The sequence below is a fragment of the Pseudomonas sp. NPDC086278 genome, assembly GCF_050280905.1.
In the GTDB taxonomy this organism is placed as follows: domain Bacteria; phylum Pseudomonadota; class Gammaproteobacteria; order Pseudomonadales; family Pseudomonadaceae; genus Aquipseudomonas.
This window is the reverse complement of record NZ_JBNNWE010000013.1, coordinates 63368-84503: the sequence shown is the minus strand read 5'-3', so window position 1 is coordinate 84503 and position 21136 is coordinate 63368. Positions and strand designations below refer to the sequence as shown.

General features: G+C 58.4%; 19 protein-coding genes and 1 pseudogene. 12 read left to right on the top strand and 8 right to left on the bottom strand.

Annotation, left to right across the window (positions count from 1 at the left end):
* Positions 1-104 precede the first annotated feature (104 nt).
* From secA to ACQKP4_RS06515, 4 genes are all read left to right on the top strand, one after another.
* The gene (secA, locus tag ACQKP4_RS06530; RefSeq protein ID WP_427631482.1) at positions 105-2840 is read left to right on the top strand and encodes a preprotein translocase subunit SecA; all 2736 of its coding nucleotides are present in this window, start codon (positions 105-107) and stop codon (positions 2838-2840) included.
* A gap of 122 nt (positions 2841-2962) precedes the next feature.
* Positions 2963-4180, top strand: a complete 1218-nt coding sequence (gene argJ, locus ACQKP4_RS06525) for a bifunctional glutamate N-acetyltransferase/amino-acid acetyltransferase ArgJ (protein ID WP_427631480.1) — start codon at positions 2963-2965, stop codon at positions 4178-4180.
* 138 nt (positions 4181-4318) lie between these two features.
* Positions 4319-4951 (top strand): glutathione S-transferase family protein, encoded by a 633-nt coding sequence (locus ACQKP4_RS06520; protein WP_427631478.1) that lies wholly within the window; start codon positions 4319-4321, stop codon positions 4949-4951.
* Positions 4948-5892, top strand: a complete 945-nt coding sequence (locus ACQKP4_RS06515; RefSeq protein WP_427631477.1) for a Nudix family hydrolase — start codon at positions 4948-4950, stop codon at positions 5890-5892. The genes ACQKP4_RS06520 and ACQKP4_RS06515 overlap by 4 nt, the downstream gene beginning before the upstream one ends.
* Positions 5893-6011: 119 nt before the next feature.
* Here the strand turns inward: ACQKP4_RS06515 and ACQKP4_RS06510 are convergent, their stop codons facing one another.
* Genes ACQKP4_RS06510 through ACQKP4_RS06500 form a run of 3 tightly spaced genes read right to left on the bottom strand, consistent with a single transcriptional unit; the run spans position 6012 to position 9596 of the window.
* Complete coding sequence (locus ACQKP4_RS06510) at positions 6012-6593, bottom strand: cob(I)yrinic acid a,c-diamide adenosyltransferase (protein ID WP_427631475.1); 582 nt, start codon at positions 6591-6593, stop codon at positions 6012-6014.
* A 3-nt stretch (positions 6594-6596) separates the two neighbouring features.
* A complete protein-coding gene (locus tag ACQKP4_RS06505) occupies positions 6597-8633 on the bottom strand; it encodes a sensor histidine kinase (RefSeq protein ID WP_427631473.1) in 2037 nt (678 codons plus the stop codon).
* A gap of 45 nt (positions 8634-8678) precedes the next feature.
* Positions 8679-9596, bottom strand: a complete 918-nt coding sequence (locus ACQKP4_RS06500) for a putative 2-dehydropantoate 2-reductase (protein WP_427631471.1) — start codon at positions 9594-9596, stop codon at positions 8679-8681.
* Positions 9597-9736: 140 nt separating this feature from the next.
* Between ACQKP4_RS06500 and ACQKP4_RS06495 the strand changes: the two genes are divergently transcribed.
* Both ACQKP4_RS06495 and ACQKP4_RS06490 read left to right on the top strand, forming a co-directional pair.
* On the top strand, positions 9737-10222 hold the full coding sequence (locus tag ACQKP4_RS06495) for a YajQ family cyclic di-GMP-binding protein (protein ID WP_008029244.1): 486 nt from the start codon (positions 9737-9739) through the stop codon (positions 10220-10222).
* Between the two features lie 75 nt (positions 10223-10297).
* Positions 10298-11140, top strand: coding sequence for a mechanosensitive ion channel family protein (locus ACQKP4_RS06490; RefSeq protein WP_427631469.1), 843 nt, complete (start codon positions 10298-10300; stop codon positions 11138-11140).
* A 147-nt stretch (positions 11141-11287) separates the two neighbouring features.
* Here ACQKP4_RS06490 and ACQKP4_RS06485 read toward each other — a convergent pair whose 3' ends face one another.
* Positions 11288-12619 carry an OprD family porin gene (locus tag ACQKP4_RS06485; RefSeq protein WP_427631468.1) on the bottom strand — a complete coding sequence of 444 codons (1332 nt, stop codon included), beginning with the start codon at positions 12617-12619 and terminating at the stop codon, positions 11288-11290.
* Between the two features lie 914 nt (positions 12620-13533).
* On the opposite strand from ACQKP4_RS06485, the gene ACQKP4_RS06480 reads away from it, so the two are divergent.
* Together ACQKP4_RS06480 and ACQKP4_RS06475 are read left to right on the top strand one after the other, a co-directional pair.
* Positions 13534-13959: an HIT domain-containing protein gene (locus tag ACQKP4_RS06480; protein ID WP_427631466.1), complete on the top strand. Its 426-nt coding sequence runs from the start codon at positions 13534-13536 to the stop codon at positions 13957-13959.
* Between the two features lie 3 nt (positions 13960-13962).
* Positions 13963-14169 carry a SlyX family protein gene (locus ACQKP4_RS06475; RefSeq protein WP_427631464.1) on the top strand — a complete coding sequence of 69 codons (207 nt, stop codon included), beginning with the start codon at positions 13963-13965 and terminating at the stop codon, positions 14167-14169.
* A gap of 74 nt (positions 14170-14243) precedes the next feature.
* Here the strand turns inward: ACQKP4_RS06475 and ACQKP4_RS06470 are convergent, their stop codons facing one another.
* A complete protein-coding gene (locus ACQKP4_RS06470; RefSeq protein ID WP_427631462.1) occupies positions 14244-14846 on the bottom strand; it encodes a cold shock domain-containing protein membrane protein in 603 nt (200 codons plus the stop codon).
* Positions 14847-15153: 307 nt separating this feature from the next.
* Between ACQKP4_RS06470 and ACQKP4_RS06465 the strand changes: the two genes are divergently transcribed.
* From ACQKP4_RS06465 to aspS, 4 genes are all read left to right on the top strand, one after another.
* On the top strand, positions 15154-15624 hold the full coding sequence (locus ACQKP4_RS06465; protein ID WP_427631461.1) for a Dps family protein: 471 nt from the start codon (positions 15154-15156) through the stop codon (positions 15622-15624).
* Positions 15625-15889: 265 nt separating this feature from the next.
* Positions 15890-16228: a ribbon-helix-helix domain-containing protein gene (locus tag ACQKP4_RS06460; RefSeq protein ID WP_427631459.1), complete on the top strand. Its 339-nt coding sequence runs from the start codon at positions 15890-15892 to the stop codon at positions 16226-16228.
* Positions 16229-16364: 136 nt separating this feature from the next.
* Positions 16365-16586, top strand: a complete 222-nt coding sequence (locus tag ACQKP4_RS06455) for an FmdB family zinc ribbon protein (RefSeq protein ID WP_010457489.1) — start codon at positions 16365-16367, stop codon at positions 16584-16586.
* Positions 16587-16704: 118 nt separating this feature from the next.
* Positions 16705-18831, top strand: coding sequence for an aspartate--tRNA ligase (aspS, locus tag ACQKP4_RS06450; protein WP_427631457.1), 2127 nt, complete (start codon positions 16705-16707; stop codon positions 18829-18831).
* Here aspS and ACQKP4_RS06445 read toward each other — a convergent pair.
* The 3 genes and pseudogenes from ACQKP4_RS06445 to rpmE all read right to left on the bottom strand — a co-directional run.
* A pseudogene (locus ACQKP4_RS06445) lies at positions 18821-19837 on the bottom strand (malic enzyme-like NAD(P)-binding protein); the annotation flags it as partial. The gene aspS and the pseudogene ACQKP4_RS06445 overlap by 11 nt on opposite strands.
* Positions 19838-20019: 182 nt before the next feature.
* Positions 20020-20808 (bottom strand): thermonuclease family protein, encoded by a 789-nt coding sequence (locus ACQKP4_RS06440; protein ID WP_427631490.1) that lies wholly within the window; start codon positions 20806-20808, stop codon positions 20020-20022.
* Positions 20809-20834: 26 nt separating this feature from the next.
* Positions 20835-21065 (bottom strand): 50S ribosomal protein L31, encoded by a 231-nt coding sequence (gene rpmE / locus ACQKP4_RS06435; RefSeq protein ID WP_008080648.1) that lies wholly within the window; start codon positions 21063-21065, stop codon positions 20835-20837.
* Between the last annotated feature and the right edge of the window lie 71 nt (positions 21066-21136).

Here is a 21136-nt window from a genome sequence, read left to right as displayed (position 1 = left end):
AAATCGAAGGCCCGTTGCAAGGTGGCGGAGTCACGATCCCGGGAATACACGAGGTAGCTCACGGGGCCGCCCTCCATCCCTTTAGTGTGGAAGATCCTGCCGATATGTTTGCGCCTTTGTTAAAGAAACTTTTTGGAAGCAAGAACGAGCGTGAAGTCAAACGCATGCTCAAGACGGTGCAATTCGTCAATGCCTTCGAAGAGCAAATGGTGGCCCTTTCGGACGATCAATTGCGTGCCAAGACAGACGAGTTCAAGGCCCGCATCGCCAAAGGGGAAACCCTCGACAAGCTGCTGCCAGAAGCCTTTGCGGTTGCCCGTGAAGCCGGCAAGCGCGTCATGGGTATGCGTCACTTCGATGTCCAGCTGATCGGCGGCATGACCTTGCATGAAGGCATGATCGCGGAAATGCGTACCGGTGAAGGCAAGACCCTGGTGGCAACACTGGGCGTTTACCTGAACGCGCTGTCCGGCAAAGGCGTGCACGTTGTCACTGTGAACGACTACCTGGCCCGTCGCGACGCCAACTGGATGCGTCCGCTCTATGAGTTCCTCGGCCTGACGGTCGGTGTGGTCACGCCGTTCCAGCCACCGGAAGAGAAACGTCTGGCTTACGCCGCCGACATTACCTACGGCACCAACAACGAATTCGGTTTCGACTACCTGCGCGACAACATGGCGTTCAGCATGGAAGAAAAATTCCAGCGCGAACTCAATTTTGCCGTGATCGACGAAGTCGACTCCATCCTCATCGACGAAGCCCGTACCCCGCTGATCATTTCCGGTCAGGCCGAGGACAGTTCCAAGCTGTACATCGAGGTCAATAAACTGATCCCGCAGCTGGAATTGCACGTCGAAGAAGTCGAAGGTGAAGTCACCAAGGCTGGCCACTACACCGTGGACGAGAAGACCCGTCAGGTCGAACTCAACGAAGCCGGTCACCAGTACGTCGAAGAAACACTCACTGGCATTGGCCTGCTGGCCGAGGGCGAAAGCCTGTATTCGGCGCATAACCTGGGCCTGCTGACTCACGTCTATGCCGGTCTGCGTGCGCACAAGCTGTTCCATCGCAACATCGAATACATCGTGCAGGACGGCCAGGTCGTTCTGGTCGACGAACACACCGGCCGTACCATGCCGGGTCGCCGCCTGTCCGAGGGCCTGCACCAGGCCATCGAAGCCAAGGAAAACCTGAACATTCAGGCCGAAAGCCAGACGTTGGCTTCGACCACGTTCCAGAACTACTTCCGTCTATACAACAAACTGTCCGGCATGACCGGTACGGCAGACACCGAAGCGTTCGAATTCCACCAGATCTACGGTCTGTCGGTGATGGTTATCCCGCCGAACAAACCGCTGGCGCGTAAAGACTACAACGACCTGGTGTTCCTCACCGCAGACGAGAAATACGCTGCCATCGTCGCCGACATCAAGGAATGCATGACTCACGGCCGTCCGGTGCTGGTGGGTACTGCGACCATTGAAACGTCGGAGCACATGTCCAGCCTGCTCGTGAAAGAAGGCATCGAACACAAGGTTCTGAACGCCAAGTTCCACGAAAAAGAAGCTGAAATCATTGCCCAGGCCGGTCGTCCGGGTGCACTGACCATCGCCACCAACATGGCCGGTCGTGGTACCGACATCCTGTTGGGCGGCAACTGGGAAGTGGAAGTCGCTTCGCTGGAAGACCCGACCCCTGAGCAGATTGCCCAGATCAAGGCCGACTGGCAGAAACGTCACCAGCAAGTACTGGCGTCCGGCGGCCTGCAAGTGATCGCTTCCGAGCGCCACGAATCGCGCCGTATCGACAATCAGCTGCGCGGTCGTGCCGGTCGTCAGGGTGACGCCGGTTCCAGCCGCTTCTACCTGTCGCTGGAAGACAGCCTGATGCGCATCTTCGCCTCTGATCGGGTGAAGAACTTCATGAAAGCCTTGGGCATGCAGTCCGGTGAAGCGATCGAGCACCGCATGGTGACCAACGCCATCGAGAAGGCTCAGCGCAAGGTTGAAGGCCGCAACTTCGACATCCGCAAGCAACTGCTTGAGTTCGACGACGTCAACAACGAGCAGCGTAAAGTGATTTATCACATGCGTAACACGCTGCTGGCCGCTGACAACATTGGCGAAACCATCGCTGATTTCCGTCAGGACGTACTCAACGCCACCGTCAGTGCGCACATTCCACCGCAATCGCTGCCAGAGCAGTGGGACGTGGCCGGTCTGGAAGCGTCGTTGCAGAGCGACTTCGGGGTGGCATTGCCGATCCAGCAATGGCTCGACGAAGACGATCATCTGTACGAAGAAACCCTGCGCGAGAAGCTGATGCATGAGCTGATGGCGGCGTACAACGAGAAAGAAGACCAGGCTGGCGCCGAAGCGCTGCGCTCCTTCGAGAAGCAAATCGTTCTGCGCGTTCTGGACGACCTGTGGAAAGACCACCTGTCGACCATGGACCACTTGCGTCATGGCATCCACTTGCGTGGCTATGCCCAGAAGAACCCGAAGCAAGAGTACAAGCGCGAGTCGTTCACGCTGTTCTCCGAGCTGCTGGATTCGATCAAGCGCGACTCGATCCGCGTGCTGTCGCACGTTCAGGTTCGCCGCGAAGATCCAGAGGCAGAAGAGCAACGCCTGCGTCAGGAAGCCGAAGCCCTGGCCGCCCGCATGCAATTCCAGCATGACGAAGCGCCGGGTCTTGAGCAGCCAGAGTTGCTGGGTGAAGAGGTTGATGTTGCCCTTGCCACCGCGCCGGTCCGCGCCGAACAGAAGCAGGGTCGTAACGAACTGTGCTACTGCGGTTCGGGCAAGAAATTCAAGCATTGCCACGGGCAGATCCAGTAAAGCCCGTTTCAACCGCTGAAATACCCGCGCCGCGACCGGCATCAGCCGTCGCGGCGTTTTGCCATTTACACCACCGTCCTTTCTGAAAGCGGTGCAGATATCATTTTTTAAGGAGCGCATTCATGGCTGTTGGTCTTGGTCCTTTGCCAACGTTGCACCCGGTTGCCGGTTTTGAACTCGGTATCGCCTCGGCCGGCATCAAGCGCCCGGGGCGCAAGGATGTTGTGGTCATGCGCTGTGCTGAAGGTTCCACCGTGGCGGGCGTATTCACCCTGAACGCTTTTTGCGCAGCACCGGTGATCCTGGCCAAGCAACGTGTGCAAGGCCCGGTGCGTTACCTGCTGACCAACACTGGCAATGCCAACGCCGGCACCGGCGAACCTGGCCTGGCCGCCGCCGAGCGTACCTGCGCCAAACTGGCGGAACTGACCGGCGTCGATGCCAGCCGGGTGCTGCCGTACTCCACGGGTGTGATTGGCGAGCCGCTGCCGGTCGAGAAAATCGAAGGCGCGCTGCAAGCCGCGCTGGATGATCTGTCGGTCAACAACTGGGAAGCTGCCGCCACCGGCATCATGACCACCGATACTTTGCCGAAGGGCGCCAGCCGTCAATTCCAGCATGACGGCGTGACCATTACCGTCACCGGCATCAGCAAAGGCGCGGGCATGATCCGTCCGAACATGGCGACCATGCTCGGCTACATCGCCACCGACGCCAAAGTCTCCCGCGACGTGCTGCAAAACCTGCTGCTGGATGGCGCGAACAAGTCGTTCAACCGCATCACCATCGACGGCGACACATCGACCAACGATTGCTGCATGCTGATCGCCACCGGTCAGGCGGCGCTGCCGGAAATTACCTCTTCCAACGGTGAATTGTTCGGCAAGCTGAAGCAGGCGGTGTTCGAGGTGTGCATGGACGTGGCCCAGGCCATCGTTCGCGACGGCGAAGGCGCGACCAAGTTTGTCACCGTTGCAGTCAACGGCGGCGGCAATCACCAGGAATGCCTGGACGTTGCTTATACCGTGGCTCACTCGCCGCTGATCAAGACCGCACTGTTTGCCTCCGACCCGAACTGGGGCCGCATCCTCGCTGCTGTTGGCCGTGCGGGCGTGCCAAACCTGGACGTGAGCAAGATCGACGTGTTCTTGGGCGACGTGTGCATCGCCAGCCGTGGCGCTCGCGCATCGACCTACACCGAAGCCCAGGGCTCGGCGGTGATGCAACAGGAAGAAATCACCATCCGGATCGAGCTGGGTCGCGGCGATTGCAGCGAAACCATCTGGACCACTGACCTGTCCCACGAGTACGTGAAGATCAACGCCGAGTACCGTACGTAAGACCGAGTCGCTCCATTCGCGAGCAAGCCCGCTCCCACAAGGAAATGCATTCCAATGTGGGCGCGGGCTTGCTCGCGAAGGGGGCCGACCAGACGCTAGAGATTCTGGCCTGAATTCCTCATCAAAAGGTCCCCGAACATGAGCCTGCACCTGATCATCGGCGACAAACTGCTCTCCTCCTGGTCCCTGCGTGGGGCCTTGGCGCTCGACCTGACCGGCGCGCCCTACACGGAAGAATTGATCAAGCTCAACCAGCCCGATACCCGCGAACGCCTGCTCAAGCATTCGCCGACCGGCAAAGTCCCGTTGCTGAAAACCGGGCACGGCACCATCGCCGACTCGCTGGCGATTGCCGAGTACCTGGCCGAACAGTTCCCTGATGCCGGCCTCTGGCCCAAAGACATCGCCGCCCGCGCCCAGGCGCGTTCGGCTTGCGCGCAGATGCACGCCGGGTTTTTCGCCCTGCGCGGCAACATGCCGTTTGACCTGAGCCGCGATGCGCCGCTGTCGCCGACGCCACCTGAGGTCCAGGGCGAAATCGAACGCATGCTGGCGCTCTGGGCCGAATGCCGTGCGGTTGCCACTGAAACCGGTCCGTTCCTGTTTGGTGGCGCGACCCTGGCCGATGCTTTCTTCGCCCCGATTGCCGTACGCCTGCGCACCTATCAGGTGAAGCTGCCGGCTGCGGACGAAGCCTACGTCGAAACCATCTACCAATGGCCAGCCTTCAAGGCGTGGCAGAAGGCGGGTCTGGAGGAGGTCGGGCAATGAAACGAATCCACGTCGCCGCCGCTGTCATCCGCGATGGCAATGGCAAAATCCTTATCGCCCGCCGTGCCGATACACAACATCAGGGTGGCTTGTGGGAATTCCCGGGCGGCAAGGTCGAGGCCGACGAGTCGGTCGAAATCGCCCTGGCCCGTGAATTACACGAAGAGTTGGGCATTGTGGTCGGCGCGGCCCGCCCGCTGATCAAGGTTCAACACGACTACCCGGACAAACAGGTGTTGCTCGACGTCTGGGAAGTCTCGGCGTTCACCGGCGACCCGCACGGCGCCGAAGGCCAGCCGCTGGAGTGGGTGGCGCCGCGCGACCTGTTGAACTACGAGTTCCCGGCGGCCAATCAGCCCATCGTCGCCGCCGCCCGTTTGCCCGCCGAATACCTGATTACCCCCGAAGACCTGGAAACCCCGGCGCTGCTACGCGGTATCCAGAAGGCCATTGCTGGCGGAATCAAGCTGATCCAGCTACGGGCCCCCAACGGCTACGATCCGAAATATCGCGATCTGGCGGTGGATGCCGCGGGGCTGTGTGCCGGCAAGGCGCAGTTGATGATCAAGGGGCCATTCGAGTGGCTCGGTGATTTTCCATCGGCCGGTTGGCACATCACCTCGGCGCAGTTGCGCAAATACGCGGCGAAAGGGCGCCCGTTGCCGGCATCGCGCTGGTTGGCAGCGTCCTGCCATAACGCTGAAGAACTGGCGTTGGCCGAGCAGATGGGCGTGGATTTTGTAACGCTGTCACCGGTGCAGCCGACCCAGACTCATCCAGACGCGCAGCCATTGGGTTGGGAGCACGCGGCGACGTTGATCGAAGGTTTCAGCAAGCCAGTGTTCCTGCTGGGTGGCGTTGGTCCAGCGGAGCGGCAGAAAGCCTGGGAAACCGGGGCGCAGGGTGTGGCGGGGATTCGGGCGTTTTGGCCTGAGGCTTGATGCTGCGGTAATGCGGTGGGCCCTTTCGCGAGCAAGCCCGCTCCCACATTGGATCTGTGGTGTTCACAAAACCAGTGTGGGAGCGGGCTTGCTCGCGAAGGCGTCCTGAAGGACGCCAATCAACCCTGAGGTTTACTCGCCGGCTCCCACAAAATCTCGGCAATCCCCTGCCGCTTGGCAATCAACCGCGCGGCCACAAACAACAAATCCGACAGCCGATTGATGTACGCCAACCCAACCCCGGCCAACGGCTCGAGCGCATTCAGATGCTGACACCGGCGCTCGGCACTGCGCGCTAGGCTGCGGCACACATGGGCTTGGGCAATCAGCGCTGAACCGCCCGGCAGAATGAAATTCTCCAGCGGCCCCAGCTCCTCGTTCCACACGTCAATCGCCGTTTCCAGCCGTTCAATTTCCGCCGCGTTCAATGCCTGATACACCGGCATCGCCAGCTCACCGCCCAAGTCGAACAACCGGTGCTGACAGGGCGCCAACACCTCGATGACTTCGTTCAGGCCCGGGTGTTCGACGCTTTCAGTCGCCAGCCCGGCGAGCAGCACGCCCACTTGGCTGTTCAGCGAATCGACTTCGCCAATGGCTTCGACCCGTGGGTGATCCTTGGGCACGCGGCGGCCGTCCCCCAGCCCGGTTTCGCCTGTGTCGCCGGTGCGGGTGTAAATCTTCGACAGGCGAAAGCCCATGGGTTACCTCGATAGCTGATTGAGTTCTTGGGAGACGAGCGGGGTGCTCGCCAATGGCAGGCGCAAGGTGAAACAGGTGCCTTGGCCGAGGGTCGATTGCACTTCCATCTGACCCTTGTGATTGTTGGTGATGATGAAATACGAAACCGACAGGCCCAGGCCGGTGCCCTGACCGATTTCCTTGGTGGTGAAGAACGGCTCGAAGGTGCGTTTACGCACGTTTTCACTCATGCCGATGCCGTTGTCCTCTACCTGGATTTCCGCCCACGGCGGATTCAGTTTGGTGCGCAGGATGATCCGCCCCGGCTCGCGGTCGTCTTCACGCTGGTGAATGGCCTGGGCGGCGTTTTTCAGCAGGTTGAGCAGCACCTGTTCCAGTTCGTTGGCGGTGCCGGGCACCGGGCCCAGCGCCGGATCGAACTGGCGAATGATCGCCTGGCCCTTGAAGTCGAAGCCGATGGCCAGGTCGAAGTCGTTGCCGGCGATTTCCACGGCTTGATCGATCAGCGCGGGCAGGTCGCAAGGCGCCATCTGCCGCGTGCTGCGGCGACTGAAACTGAGCATGTGCGTGACGATTTTCGCCGCCCGTGCCCCGGCCTGCTGGATGCCATCGAGCAGTTTCGGCACTTCGCGGCTTTGCAGGTATTGGTTGACCGTGTCCAGTTCAATGCCGATGTGTTCAGCCTGTTCGAGGTTCTTCGGCAGATCCGGTGACAAGCGTCGGCGGATGTTCTGCACGTTGTGCAGGATTGCGCCGAGCGGGTTGTTGATCTCGTGCGCCATGCCTGCGGCGAGACCACCGACCGAGAGCATTTTTTCCGACTGCACCATCATTTCTTCCAGGGACAGGCGCTGGGTGATGTCGTCAATCCGGATCACCACCCCCCGACCGGCGCCGCCCATCAATGGATAAAAAGTCAACGCGTAGTGCTTGGGCTCCTCATCCTTGAGCCACGTTACGCGCTCGATCTTGGCCACTGTGTGCTCCTCGACCGTTTGTTTGAGCTGCGGCATAAACGGCTTCAACGGTTCGAACGCGAGGAAGATCGGCTGGTTCAAGGCCTCGTCCAGACGCGTGCCGGACAGGGCGCTGGCCTCCTGATTCCACTGCGTCACGTACAGCTGTTCATCCAGCGCAATCAGCGCCGACGGCATGGAGTCGATGATGCTGTTGAGGTAGTTCTGGAAACCGGTGAGTTTTTTCTCGATCTTGCTGCGCACCTGGACTTCGAGTTCCAGTTTGCGGTTGGTGTGGCGGGTTTCTTCAGCCAGCCCTTGCGCCTGATCGTAAGCCGCCTGGGAATCATCCCGCGCGCGTTTGAGTTGCTGCTCCCGGGCCTCGATGCGCGACAGCATGGTGTTGAAGGCTTCGGCGAGGCTGCCGATTTCGTCGTGGTTGCCGCGTGAGGCGCGCAGGGCGTAGTTCTCTTCCCGGGTCACCTGACGGGACAGTTCCTCCAGCTCATGGATCGGCCGGGTGATCAGGCGTTTGATCTGTCGGGCAATCACCAGCCACAACAACACACTGAAGATCAGGATCCCCAGGCTTGCCGTCAGGGTTCCGGTGTAAAACGCCATCGGTAATTCGCTGCTGGCCACCAGCAGCAGATGGCCGGGCACCGTGCCGGGGCGGGGCAGGGTGATCACTTGATTGCTGCGAAACTCGGTGGCTTGCCAGGCTTCAATACGCTGGTAATGGTCCGGCAGATGCAGTTTGTCGCCATGTTGCAGCTGCGCCAGTCGTTCGCCAGTGCCGTCATACAGCGCTGCCGCACGCAGCGGCGAATAACTGTTGAGTTCGTTGAGCAGGCGATCGGCGGTTTGCGGCGACTTCAAGGCGTCGGCCACCAGGCTTGGGTTGGACACCAGCCGGCCGATGGTTTGCAGCGCCTGAGGCGCCATGCTTTCCTGGGAGATGTAATACGCGGCGCTGATAAACGTCAGATTCGCGACCAGCAGGATGGTGATCAACAGCACCAGCAAGGCGGCCAGCAGTTTCTGGCCGACGGGAAGGTTTTCAAGGCGCTGGCGCAATGGCATCAGAATCATCGCTGCAAAGGAACAAGTGGCCAGCGTAGCCGCTGCTCAGTCGCTGGGCAATCCAAGGCTTTGCAGATGGGTGATCAGCCTTGACTGAAGCTGATTGAGATGCGGCAGGTTCAGTTGATGACGCGCCGCCACTTTGCAGGCGTAGCCCAATAGATAGCCAATCTCGGTGCGGCGCTGATTCGCGACATCCTGATACATCGAGGAATAATTGGCCGCTGTGGCGTGAATCACCCGTTCAACTTCCTGTTGCAGGTTTTCGGCAGCAGCAGGCTGGCCACAGCGTTCGAGTAACTCGGTCAACTCACCGCACAGCGTGGCCACTTCGCAGCTGTGCGCTTGTAACCCGCCATTGCGGCAATGGTGGAGCACGGTCAGCGGATTGATCGCACAATTAAGCGCCAGCTTTCGCCATAGCCGGGTGAGGATGTCGGTGCTCCATTCGTGGGGAATCCCGGCCGCCGTCAGGTCATCCAGCCAGATCGGCGCCACCGGATGGCCGGCGTCGCCGAGCCATGTATAACCGTGGCCGGCGAACACCACGCGCCAGTCGCCATCGCGAAACGCGCCTTCGGTGCTTGATGCACTGATGCAGCGTGCCTGTGCAACCTTTGCCGCGACGGCGTCCTGACTGCCCAGGCCGTTCTGCAACAGGATCAGTTCGGCATCGGCGGTCAGGCGTGGCGCCAGCTGCGCAACAGCGTTTTCAGCGTCGTAGGCTTTACAGGCCACCAGCAGACGGCGGATCGGCTCATTGTTATCGGGCGTTTCGCCGGGAATGGCGTAGGTGCTGGCTTCGCCGTGTTCAACCAGCGTTAGCCCGCCTGCCGCCTGATATGCCTTTAACCGCTGCTCATCGCGCACGATCAGGGTGACCGGCAGGCCAGCCCGCGCCAGACGCGTGGCCCACAAGGTGCCGAGGCTGCCGGCGCCCAACACATGCCAGGTTGTCGACATCAGTTTTTTGCTCGGTTTGGGGCAGGCATGTGTGGCTCGCAGTGTCGGTGGGGAAAGACCCGTTATAATGAGCCCGATTTTAACCGCAAGCCAAGCGCGCTCCATCGCTATCGAGCGCGCCTTTTTATTGGAGAGATTACATGCCGTCGTTCGACGTGGTATCCGAACTGGACAAACACGAAGTCACCAACGCGGTCGAGAACGCCGTCAAGGAACTCGATCGTCGTTATGACCTGAAAGGCAAGGGCACCTTTGAGTTCAAGGAGAAGGAGCTCACCGTCAATCTGACCGCTGAAGCTGATTTCCAGTTGGAAGCGATGATCGAGATCCTCAAGCTGGCCCTGGTCAAGCGCAAGATCGACGTGCAGTGCCTTGAAGTCAAAGATGCCTATGCGTCGGGCAAGCTGATGAAACAGGAAGCCGTGCTCAAGGAAGGCATCGACAAGGAACTGGCGAAGAAAATCGTCGCTCACGTCAAAGACGCGAAGCTCAAGGTCCAGGCCGCCATTCAGGGCGAGCAAGTGCGAATTACCGGCAAGAAGCGCGACGATCTGCAGGAAGCGATCGCGGCCCTGCGCGCCAAGACGTTCGACATGCCGCTGCAGTTCAACAACTTCCGCGACTGATACTTCAGGCCGGTCCAGGTGGGAGCGAGCAGGCTCGCTCCCACCTGAATCGTGCTTAACCCAGGAGAAAAGTAGATGGACTTGAATACTGAAGTGGACAACCTGGTCAAGGCGTCCCAAGCCTGGATTCCAATGATCATGGAATACGGCAGCCGCGTGTTGCTGGCAGTGATCACGCTGGCCATCGGCTGGTGGCTGATCAACAAGGTCACGCAAAAACTCGGCGGCTTGCTGGCGTTGCGTAACGCCGATCTGGCGCTGCAAGGGTTTATCAGCAGCTTGGCGAACATCATTCTCAAGGTGCTGCTGATTGTCAGCGTCGCATCGATGATCGGTGTCGAAACCACCTCGTTCGTTGCGGCCATCGGTGCCGCCGGTCTGGCGATTGGCTTGGCATTGCAGGGTAGCCTGGCGAATTTCGCGGGCGGTGTGCTGATTCTGCTGTTCCGCCCGTTCCGCATTGGTGACTGGATTGAAGCTCAAGGTGTTGCCGGCACGGTCGACAGCATCCAGATTTTCCATACCGTCCTGCGCACTGGTGATAACAAAACCATCATCGTGCCTAATGGCAACTTGTCGAACGGTATCATTACCAATACAAATCGCCAGCCAACCCGCAAAGTTGTATTCGATGTGGGTGTGGACTACGAAGCGGACTTGCAGAAGGCCCGTGAAGTATTGCTGGAACTGGCCAAGGATGAGCGCATCCTGACCGAGCCTGCACCTCAAGCCGTTATTTCCACCCTGGGCGACAGTTCGATTACTGTTTCGCTGCGTGTGTGGGTGAAGACGGCGGATTACTGGGATGTGATGTTCATGTTTAACGAGCAATCCCGTGATCGGTTGAAAACGGCGGGCATTGATATTCCATTTCCACAGCGCGTTATTCGTGTGGTTCAGGAAGCGTCGGTGAATTGAAGTGAGCGTATAGATGCCTGACTTGGCGGTCAGGCTATATGGCTATATTTAATAGCAAGCTAATCAATAAACGTGTATGCGCAGTCAATAAAAAAGGCCCATCCGAAGATGGGCCTTTTTTGATTACCGCGTACTAACTTTCGGCAATTACAAAACCGACAGCGGGTAGTCGACGATCAGACGGAACTCGTTGATATCGCCTTCAGCTTGGTCAGTATTGGCGCGGTGCCATGCTTGACGGATTCGGAAGGAGAGGTCTTTAGCTGGACCAGTCTGAACAACATATTTGGCTTCAAGGTTGGTTTCGTGGTGCTTGCCATCATCACCGTAACCATAATTGGAGTAAGGGGTGCCAGCGGCGATGTTACTGCCGTCGATGTCCCAACCTTTCACGTAACGGGTCATGAAGCTCAGACCAGGAACGCCGTACTCGGCCATTTTCAGGTCATAACGAACCTGAGCAGATTTTTCGCCAGGACCGTTGAAGTCAGAGTACTGGATGGAGTTGGCGAGGAAGATCGAGTCGCCACCACGGTTGTTCTTGCCCACGCCGATGTAGTCGAACGGGGTATCACCATTAACCTTCTGGAAGGCGAAAGTAACGGTGTGCGCTTTCAGGAACGAGAAAGCGGCTGCGAGCGAGAAGGCAGTGTTGTCGATTTTGCCTGCTTTAGCACTACCGGTGTCATCAGTACGGTAGATGTTACCGTCCAGGTTAACCGACTGATCGCCACCCATCGGGATGGTGTAGTTCAGGTTGGCGTAGTACTGGTTCCAGATGTCTTCCAGCTTGGCGCCGTACAGCGATGCGCTCAGGTTGTCAGTGATACCGTATTTACCACCGGCATAATCGATGGAGTCGGCCTTAACTTGAGCGTAAGTGGCCCACAGATCGCCATCACGGGCATTTCGATCCTGGCTGGTCGACGAGTAGAAGTGGCCGGCTTCGAGGTCAAGATTCTTGACTTCGCTGCTTTGCAGTTGGAAACCGCTGGCAGTTTGCGGAAGGATACGGGAACCGCCAACAGCGAACACTGGAGCAGTGCTTGGCTGCATGTCGCCGACTTTCAACTCGGTCTTGGAGACGCGGAACTTAATCGCTGCGCCTGCTTTACCTTGGCTGTCGTCTACGTGGCCATCACCGTTGACAGGCATGTTACCAGTGCCGCCAGTACCATCGCCGCCGTCCAGTTTGATGGCCAGGTAGCCGAATGCATCAACGCCAACACCAACAGTACCCTGGGTGTAACCGGAGCTGAAGTTGCCCCAAATGCCCTGGGTCCAGTCTTTCTGGTCGTTGCCGCCGTTTTTGTTGTCACGGTTGAAGTAATAGTTGCGAACCAGCAAGTTCAGCGAGCTGTCTTCAACAAAACCTTTAGCTTCAGCCTGGTCACTTACGAAAGGTGCGGCGTTAGCCATTTGGGTACTGGCTGCTGCTGCAACTGCCAGTGCGATCATGCTCCACTTCATCACGCGCATCGTGATTTGCTCCTTTGGTTTTAGAAGAGTACTGCCGTCCCACCTGTTTTATTATCTGGGCGGCTCTTTCTTTTTGTGTCGGCGCAAACTTATATCACGCCGACCATGTTGGCGATACTTGCGTATCTAACCTTTCAGCTTCTTTACGACCGTGTCGCAGATAGCTTGGTAGATGTCGCAAATTTATTGCCTCGACGCAAGCAGATTGGCAACTTTAGCGTTGTTTTCCAAGGCTTGAGCGTCGGTAAAAAGAGTCCCTGGCGAAACGTTTGAATCTCCATTGGGCAACCCTGCCACTGTTTTTATTTGCCTTGGGGCTCCACTTCCAGTGAGGCTTCCAAAGCGATGTGGGTGTGAATGCAACAAGCGTGCACAAATCGTGATCTTGTTGCAGTTTTTTTCTGAATGCCTGCCTGACGCTGTAAAGGCCTCATAAAACCGGGGGTTTCAAGCGCGTTTTGTCTGGGCTTGACGCCATCGTTTGCATCATGCAGCAGCTTCGTTGCGACAGCGTGACAACAAAAAATGTTACCGGTTCACCCCGCCAGTGAGTAAATGGCGGATGCCTGACGGACTGAGCGTAGACCCAGTGTGTGGTTTTGGTGCAAAAAATTTTATTCGCTGTACTGAATTCACACAGCGCGGGGGGCAATCTCATGCGAACACTTCATTGTTTATCAGTCATTTCGGTGCTTTTGGTGGTGGCTTCGGTGCTGTATTGGTGCGGCGCTGCCAAAAATGTCCCATGGCAGGGCGCCTGTCCGGCCGATGGTTGATTTTCGCGTGCGCCTTTGTGATGGCTTCATCGTGAAGCAAGCGCCGTTCACGGGTATGCTGCTGACCTGTCGCTTGGTCTGCGGCCTTGATCTGAGGCGCATCAAGCTGAAATACATGAATAGGCGGGAGTGCGCGCGGTGTTCGCTTTAGATTCACGACTTCAACAAGACACTTTGCCGATAGGTGACTTCCCACTCTGTCGGTTACTGCTGTCCAACGACTCGAACTATCCCTGGTTTATCCTGGTGCCACGCCGCGAGGCTATCAGCGAGTTGTTTCAGCTGGATGTCGCCGATCAGCAGCAACTGTGGCTGGAAACAACCGCGTTGGCGCAAATCCTCAAGGACGCATTCGATGCCGACAAGATGAATGTCGCGACCCTGGGTAATGTCGTCAGCCAGATGCACATGCATGTGATTGTGCGCAAACGTGAGGATGCCGCCTGGCCAGCGCCGGTGTGGGGTAAACACCCGGCCAAGCCTTACAGCGCAGAACAAGTCGCCACCCTTCGTGATCGGCTGCGTCTTGTATTGACTGAAGATTTCACGTTTGTGGAGGGTTGAAGCATGAGCCTGGAAGATCGCGTTACCGACCTGGAAAGCCAACTGGCCTTTCAGGATGACACCATCCAGGCATTGAGCGATGTGCTGGCGGTGCAGCAGCGTGCAGTCGAGCGCCTGCAACTGCAAATGGCCGCATTGCTCAAGCGCCAGGAAGAAATGGCCGGCCAGTTCGAAACCTTCGAAGAAGACGCGCCACCGCCGCATTACTGACTTTTCATGACAAAGAAGCAGGCAATAAAAAACCGCGAGCAGCCAGGCTGCCCGCGGTTTTTTTTAGCCTTGAATCAGCGGCGCGGCAGTGCGGCGATCACGTCTTCGGCTTGCAGTCCTTTGTCACGGTTCATGACTGAGAACTCCACGCGCTGGCCTTCGACCAGAACACGGTGACCTTCGCCACGAATGGCCCGGAAGTGCACGAAAATATCATCGCCGGAATCACGGGAAATAAAGCCGAAGCCTTTGGATGTGTTGAACCACTTGACGGTGCCGGTATCGCGGTTGCTCATGTCGTAGCTTGGCGAAGCAGCGGTCGGTGAAGATCTGTAAAAGCTGATCGCCAGGTGCAGGAGAACCGCGACGACGGCAGCCACCAGGCTGAACAGAACGGCAGGTTGACCGGCGATGACAGGCATCGGCGCGAACAGCGTCAGGGTTTGCAGAAGGACAGCCAGTACCAGCAGGGCGCTGACCAGATTTTGCAGTTGATGACGCGGACCTTTGTTCCAGTAAGGGATAACAGGTGCGAGCGTCAGGTTAAGCAGGCCGAAAAAGGCCAGGTACAGTGCATCGGGTTGTTGCAGGTAAGGGACAGCTTCGGTTTTCAAGCCAGGGATAAAGGACAGCAGCAAGGCCGCTGCGCCCATTAGCAGGTGGACGATTTTCAACATTTTGATTAACTCACGTTAAGACGGATCACAAGGAAGAGCTGACAGAGCACGGTTCGCTTCGGAACAATAAGAGGCGTTGGACACGTGCCGGCTGCCTGCCTATGCGCAACCCCCGGAAAATAGGGAGTGACGACACGCTGCCTATTTAACAGCAAAGCCTGCGGCTACTCAAATCAGCCAGTCCGACGGTGCTCAAGGGGGCGATTTGTCGCAGGCAAACGTGGTGGTCAAGGCTGCGGGGTGTCGGCAGGCTTGCTAGAGTGGTCCCTGCACTGTTGGATGAATTCATCACCTTTAGGGGAAAAACATGGCAATTGATATCGGTATCAGTGAAGAAGACCGCAAATCCATCGTTGACGGGCTGTCGCGTCTGCTGTCGGACACCTACGTGCTGTATTTGAAAACCCACAATTTCCACTGGAACGTCACCGGGCCCATGTTTCGGACCCTGCACCTGATGTTCGAAGAGCAGTACAACGAGCTGGCGCTGGCTGTCGATTCGATTGCCGAGCGCATTCGCGCCCTCGGGTTTCCTGCGCCCGGCGCCTATTCCATTTACGCGAAGCTGTCCTCTATTAAAGAAGAGGCGGGCGTGCCCAGCGCCGAAGACATGATCAAGCAACTTGTCGACGGTCAGGAAGCCGTGACACGGACGGCGCGCGGCATCTTCCCGTTGCTCGAGAAAGTCAGTGACGAGCCCACGGCGGATCTGCTGACCCAACGCATGCAAGTCCACGAAAAAACAGCGTGGATGTTGCGATCCCTGCTGGACCAGTAGCAACCCCGGTGCGCGAGTAGCGCTTGCCGGCGTTATTCGCGTTTTGTGGTCTTGTCTCCCTCATTCCTGCGTCATCGGTAAAAAGGCGCGATGTCACGTAGGAAAACGTCCGGCCTAGGACGCGCTCCATGATCGCCCTTCCTCTGTTGGCTTATCCTACGTCGATGGTCATAAAGTCATCTGGATATACCGTTGCGCCTGCGCTTTTATAAAGAAACGGGCTTGCTCTTATAGAAGGCAAGGATGGCAAAGGAGTGTCAACGATATGGATAAGGACGACAGGCGAAACGAAGCAAGGGTAGGGCCGGCGACAGATATCAGGGTCGATCCGTTTGTCAGCGAGTTTGATATGGGGCTGGCCCAGCCTCTGTCCCGTTCGGTGCGGTTGAATGGTTTTGCCACCTGCTTGCGGCTTGAGCAGGTGTATTGGGATATTTTGGGCGATATGGCCAGGGTTAATTGCTGTTCGGTCAGCGCGTTGTTATCGCATGTGGACCGCGAAGTGCACCTGCGCCACGGCGGGGTCAAGAACTTCACCGGGCTGGTACGAGTAGTCTGCGTGGTACGCAGTCTGAAGGAAGGCGGCTGCGTCGTGATGCCCTAGCCACGGCGGCGGATCGGACAGAGTGTCGGTCTGTGCAGTCTTACGGCTGCACAGGCCGCATTTAATGGATATAATCCCGCTCTTTGCCGCAAAACCCTGCGTATGCGGTAGCAATCTGATCGCCGAGACAACCCCCATGCCGATGTACGACTATCAATGTGCTTCCTGTGGTCATCAGTTGGAAGCCATTCAAAAGATCAGCGCGGCACCGCTGGTCGACTGCCCTGCCTGCCAGGCGCCAGAGCTTAAAAAGATGCTGTCCATGCCGGGCTTCCGCCTCAGCGGCACCGGTTGGTACGAAACCGATTTCAAGACCGGTTCCAAGAAGAATCTGGCCGGCGGCGACAAAGCCGACTAGGGTCTGGAACCTGAGTTGAACGACACGTGCGAGCGCTTGCATGATTGGCACCTTAACCAAGGGCGGAATGTGCAGGTCTCCAACCGAATTTCGAATTACGAGAAGTGAAACCACTACCATGATGCGCAGCCATTATTGCGGCCAACTGAACGAAAGCCTGGAAGGCCAGGAAATTACTCTTTGCGGTTGGGTACACCGTCGCCGTGACCACGGTGGGGTGATTTTCCTCGATATCCGTGATCGTGACGGTCTGGCCCAAGTGGTATTCGATCCGGATCGCGCCGAGAGCTTCGCCGCCGCCGACCGTGTGCGCAGCGAATACGTCGTGAAGATCACCGGCAAGGTTCGCCTGCGTCCGGCCGGCGCCACTAACGCCAACATGGCGTCGGGCATGATCGAAGTGCTGGGCTACGAGCTTGAAGTGCTGAACGAATCGGAAACCCCGCCGTTCCCGCTCAACGAGTTCTCCGACGTTGGCGAAGAAACCCGCCTGCGTTATCGCTTCCTCGACCTGCGTCGTCCGGAAATGGCCGAGAAGCTGCGTCTGCGTTCGCGCATGACCACCAGCATCCGTCGCTTCCTGGACGAGAACGGCTTCCTCGACGTCGAGACGCCGATCCTGACCCGAGCGACCCCGGAAGGCGCGCGCGACTACCTGGTGCCGAGCCGTACTCACGCCGGTTCCTTCTTCGCCTTGCCGCAATCGCCACAGCTGTTCAAGCAACTGTTGATGGTCGCCGGCTTCGACCGTTACTACCAGATTGCCAAGTGCTTCCGTGACGAAGACCTGCGGGCTGACCGCCAGCCGGAATTCACCCAGATCGACATCGAGACCAGCTTCCTCGATGAAAAAGAGATCATGGGTATCACCGAGCAAATGATCCGCAACCTGTTCAAGGAAGTGCTGGATCTGGAATTCGGCGAATTCCCGCACATGACCTTCGAAGAAGCCATGCGCCGTTACGGTTCCGACAAGCCAGACCTGCGTAACCCGCTGGAACTGGTAGACGTTGCCGACCAACTCAAAGAAGTCGATTTCAAGGTGTTCAGCGGCCCGGCCAACGACCCGAAGTGCCGCATTGCCGCCCTGCGCGTGCCGGGCGCTGCGAGCATGCCGCGCAAGCAGATCGACGACTACACCAAGTTCGTCGGCATCTACGGCGCGAAGGGCCTGGCGTACATCAAGGTCAACGAGCGCGCCAAGGGCGTTGAAGGCCTGCAGTCGCCAATCGTCAAGAACATCCCTGAAGCCAACCTCAATGTGATCCTCGATCGCGTTGGCGCGGTCGATGGCGACATCGTGTTCTTCGGCGCCGACAAGGCGAAGATCGTCAGCGAAGCGCTGGGTGCATTGCGGATCAAGGTCGGTAACGACCTGAACCTGCTGACCTGCAAGTGGGCGCCAATGTGGGTCGTTGACTTCCCGATGTTCGAAGAAAACGACGACGGCAGTTTCAGTGCCTTGCACCACCCGTTCACCGCGCCGAAGTGCACGCCGCAGGAGCTGGAAGCCAACCCGGCAGGCGCTCTGTCCCGCGCCTACGACATGGTGCTGAACGGCACCGAGTTGGGTGGCGGTTCGATCCGTATCCACCGCAAGGAAATGCAGCAGTCGGTGTTCCGTCTGCTGGGTATCAATGAAGCGGAACAGGAAGAGAAGAAGACGCTCAACATCGTCCTCAAATCCGACGTCCGCGGTTCGCTGGAAGCGTTGAACGGTGCCTTGAATGGCCTGGGCAACGACGAAGTACAAGTGCGCGTAGTGGGCGGCGGTGTCGGTGGTATCACCGAGTCCGACGCTAACCTGGCACTGGCTTCCAACGCTGTACTGTTCGGCTTCAACGTGCGTGCCGATGCCGGCGCTCGCAAGATCGTCGAGCAGGAAGGTCTGGATATGCGTTACTACAACGTGATCTACGACATCATCGAAGACGTCAAGAAAGCCCTCACCGGTATGTTGGGCAGCGATGTTCGCGAGAACATCCTGGGTACCGCTGAAGTGCGTGACGTGTTCCGTTCGCCGAAGTTTGGCGCGATCGCCGGTTGCATGGTTATCGAAGGTGTTGTGCACCGTAACCGTCCAATCCGTGTACTGCGTGAAGACATCGTTATCTTCGAAGGCGAGCTGGAATCCCTGCGCCGCTTCAAGGATGACGCTTCCGAAGTACGTGCCGGCATGGAATGCGGTATCGGCGTGAAGAGCTACAACGACGTCAAAGTCGGCGACAAGATCGATCTTCGTTGATGCGCTTGGCGCGAACGTCCAGGGCACCGCGGAAGATGAACGGGAAGCCCAGGACGTTGTTGACCTGGTTCGGGTAGTCCGAACGGCCGGTGGCCATGATCACGTCGTTACGGGTGGCGTGCGCCAGTTCCGGGGAGATTTCCGGATCCGGGTTGGAGCAGGCAAACACGATCGGGTTGGCCGCCATGGACAGCAGGCCTTCAGGGCTCAGCAAGTTCGGGCCGGACAGGCCGACGAACACGTCTGCGCCTTGCAGGGCATCAGCCAGGGTGCGCTTGTCGGTCGCGTGAGCGAACACAGCCTTGTACTGGTTCAGGTCGTCACGGCCGGAGTGGATCACGCCGGTGCGGTCAACCATGAAGATGTTTTCGATGTTGGCGCCCATGCTCACCAGCAATTTCATGCAGGAGATGGCGGCCGCACCGGCGCCCAGGCAAACGATCTTGGCGTCAGCGAGGGTTTTGCCAGCGATTTCCAGGGCGTTGATCATGCCGGCCGCAGTAACGATCGCGGTGCCGTGCTGGTCATCGTGGAATACCGGAATGTCGCACTGCTCGATCAGGGCACGTTCGATCTCAAAGCACTCTGGCGCCTTGATGTCTTCCAGGTTGATGCCACCGAAGGTGATGGAGATACGCTTGACGGTGTCGATGAAGGCTTGCGGGCTTTCGGAGTCGACTTCGATGTCGAAAACATCGATGCCGGCGAAGCGCTTGAACAGTACGCCTTTACCTTCCATAACCGGCTTGGAAGCCAACGGGCCGAGGTTACCCAGGCCGAGAATCGCGGTGCCATCGGAAATGACTGCAACCAGGTTGCCTTTACCGGTGTATTTGTAGGCCAGTTCAGGATCGCGGGCGATTTCGCGTACTGGTTCGGCTACGCCGGGGCTGTAGGCCAGCGACAGGTCGCGGGCGGTAGCGGTGGCCTTGGTGAGCTCGACGCTCAGCTTACCTGGACGAGGATGGGCATGATATTCGAGAGCGGCAGTTTTCAAATCAGACATGGGGGCATTCCGCTTTTACTGTTGGACAGACTGGTCAGCGAGGATACGCGCCTCGCAAAGTCCCCACAAGACTGGCCAGTCACCCCTCTCAAGCGCCCTGCACTGAGACTTTGGGCCAAGAGCCGCGGAACACAAGGGATAGACTGTTCACAATCAACAGAAAAAATGTCTACAATTTTTTCTTATGGCGCCGTCTGCAGCATCGACGGATCGGTCAGCGGCAGCAGCCAACGCGCTTGTCCGTCCTTCAAGCCGCCGCGCCGCGACCGGTCCAGCACCCAGCCACGGGCCTCGATCTGCTTGCCGTTGAGCTTTTCCAGCGCCGCCACATCGAATTGTCCAAGCAGATTGGGCGCAACGCGCAGTACAACCGAACTCTGCAACTCGATCCAGACCCCGCCGCGATTGCGCTGGACCTTGCTCACCCGCCCACTGATCACGGCGAAACCGGAAGCGCTGACCTGCTGCGCTTGCAGCACCGGCGACTGCCGCCACACACCAAGGCCGGCCTGGCGGGCAGTGCGTTCGGCAGCTTGCTGGCAGGCGACCAGATCGACATTGGGCGCGACCGCCACTTGAAAGCCGAGGCCTTCGGCGAGCATCTGTGCTTCGAGATTGGCGCCGTCGGCGCCATAGACGTGGGCCAGCGTGCGCCCGTAGTGATCTTTGCTCTCTTTACCCGGCACCAAACCGACTCGACCGTCGCTGGCCGCCACCAGCGCTTCCAGGCGTTTGCGCGCCACGACGGCAAACGGCTCATCGGAGCGGCCCTGCTTGCCGAGTTCAGGCGTATTCAAACCGATCATGCGCACACTGCGGCCATCGCTCAGGCGCAATGTATCGCCATCCACCACGCGCTGCACCGCGACTGACGCGAGGCCACTTGGCGCCGCACAAAAGGCCTGAGCGCCGGACAGCCAAATCGCGGACACAAAAAAGGCGCCCGCGAGGGACGCCTTCTTCAACAGCAAGGAAAAGCCCACTGGGCCTTTCAACCTTACTCTGCAGCAGCAGGAGCTTTCTTGCCGAAAGCGCCAAAACGGTCTGCGAAGCGCTGTACACGACCGCCAGTATCCAGAGTTTTCTGCTTACCGGTGTAGAACGGGTGGCACTCGTTGCATACGTCAGTACCCAGTGGCTTGCACAGGTTCGAACGGGTTTCGAACTTGTTGCCGCAGCTGCAAGTTACTTCGATGGTTTCGTACGCTGGATGGATATCGGCTTTCATGGTGTATTCCTCAGGCTAGCGTGCCGCCACTCAACACTATTGTTGAATACCGCACGTAATTAGGCCGCGGA

What these genes read in the sequence shown, in the direction of transcription:
- ACQKP4_RS06470 (WP_427631462.1), bottom strand. Translation starts at nt 14,846, where the DNA reads ATGTTGAAAATCGTCCACCTGCTAATGGGCGCAGCGGCCTTGCTGCTG.
- ACQKP4_RS06515 (WP_427631477.1), top strand. Translation starts at nt 4,948, where the DNA reads ATGAAACGAATCCACGTCGCCGCCGCTGTCATCCGCGATGGCAATGGC.
- rpmE (WP_008080648.1), bottom strand. Translation starts at nt 21,065, where the DNA reads ATGAAAGCCGATATCCATCCAGCGTACGAAACCATCGAAGTAACTTGC.
- aspS (WP_427631457.1), top strand. Translation starts at nt 16,705, where the DNA reads ATGATGCGCAGCCATTATTGCGGCCAACTGAACGAAAGCCTGGAAGGC.
- ACQKP4_RS06455 (WP_010457489.1), top strand. Translation starts at nt 16,365, where the DNA reads ATGCCGATGTACGACTATCAATGTGCTTCCTGTGGTCATCAGTTGGAA.
- ACQKP4_RS06510 (WP_427631475.1), bottom strand. Translation starts at nt 6,593, where the DNA reads ATGGGCTTTCGCCTGTCGAAGATTTACACCCGCACCGGCGACACAGGC.
- ACQKP4_RS06495 (WP_008029244.1), top strand. Translation starts at nt 9,737, where the DNA reads ATGCCGTCGTTCGACGTGGTATCCGAACTGGACAAACACGAAGTCACC.
- ACQKP4_RS06520 (WP_427631478.1), top strand. Translation starts at nt 4,319, where the DNA reads ATGAGCCTGCACCTGATCATCGGCGACAAACTGCTCTCCTCCTGGTCC.
- ACQKP4_RS06500 (WP_427631471.1), bottom strand. Translation starts at nt 9,596, where the DNA reads ATGTCGACAACCTGGCATGTGTTGGGCGCCGGCAGCCTCGGCACCTTG.
- ACQKP4_RS06460 (WP_427631459.1), top strand. Translation starts at nt 15,890, where the DNA reads ATGGATAAGGACGACAGGCGAAACGAAGCAAGGGTAGGGCCGGCGACA.
- argJ (WP_427631480.1), top strand. Translation starts at nt 2,963, where the DNA reads ATGGCTGTTGGTCTTGGTCCTTTGCCAACGTTGCACCCGGTTGCCGGT.
- ACQKP4_RS06490 (WP_427631469.1), top strand. Translation starts at nt 10,298, where the DNA reads ATGGACTTGAATACTGAAGTGGACAACCTGGTCAAGGCGTCCCAAGCC.
- secA (WP_427631482.1), top strand. Translation starts at nt 105, where the DNA reads ATGTTTGCGCCTTTGTTAAAGAAACTTTTTGGAAGCAAGAACGAGCGT.
- ACQKP4_RS06475 (WP_427631464.1), top strand. Translation starts at nt 13,963, where the DNA reads ATGAGCCTGGAAGATCGCGTTACCGACCTGGAAAGCCAACTGGCCTTT.
- ACQKP4_RS06465 (WP_427631461.1), top strand. Translation starts at nt 15,154, where the DNA reads ATGGCAATTGATATCGGTATCAGTGAAGAAGACCGCAAATCCATCGTT.
- ACQKP4_RS06505 (WP_427631473.1), bottom strand. Translation starts at nt 8,633, where the DNA reads ATGCCATTGCGCCAGCGCCTTGAAAACCTTCCCGTCGGCCAGAAACTG.
- ACQKP4_RS06485 (WP_427631468.1), bottom strand. Translation starts at nt 12,619, where the DNA reads ATGCGCGTGATGAAGTGGAGCATGATCGCACTGGCAGTTGCAGCAGCA.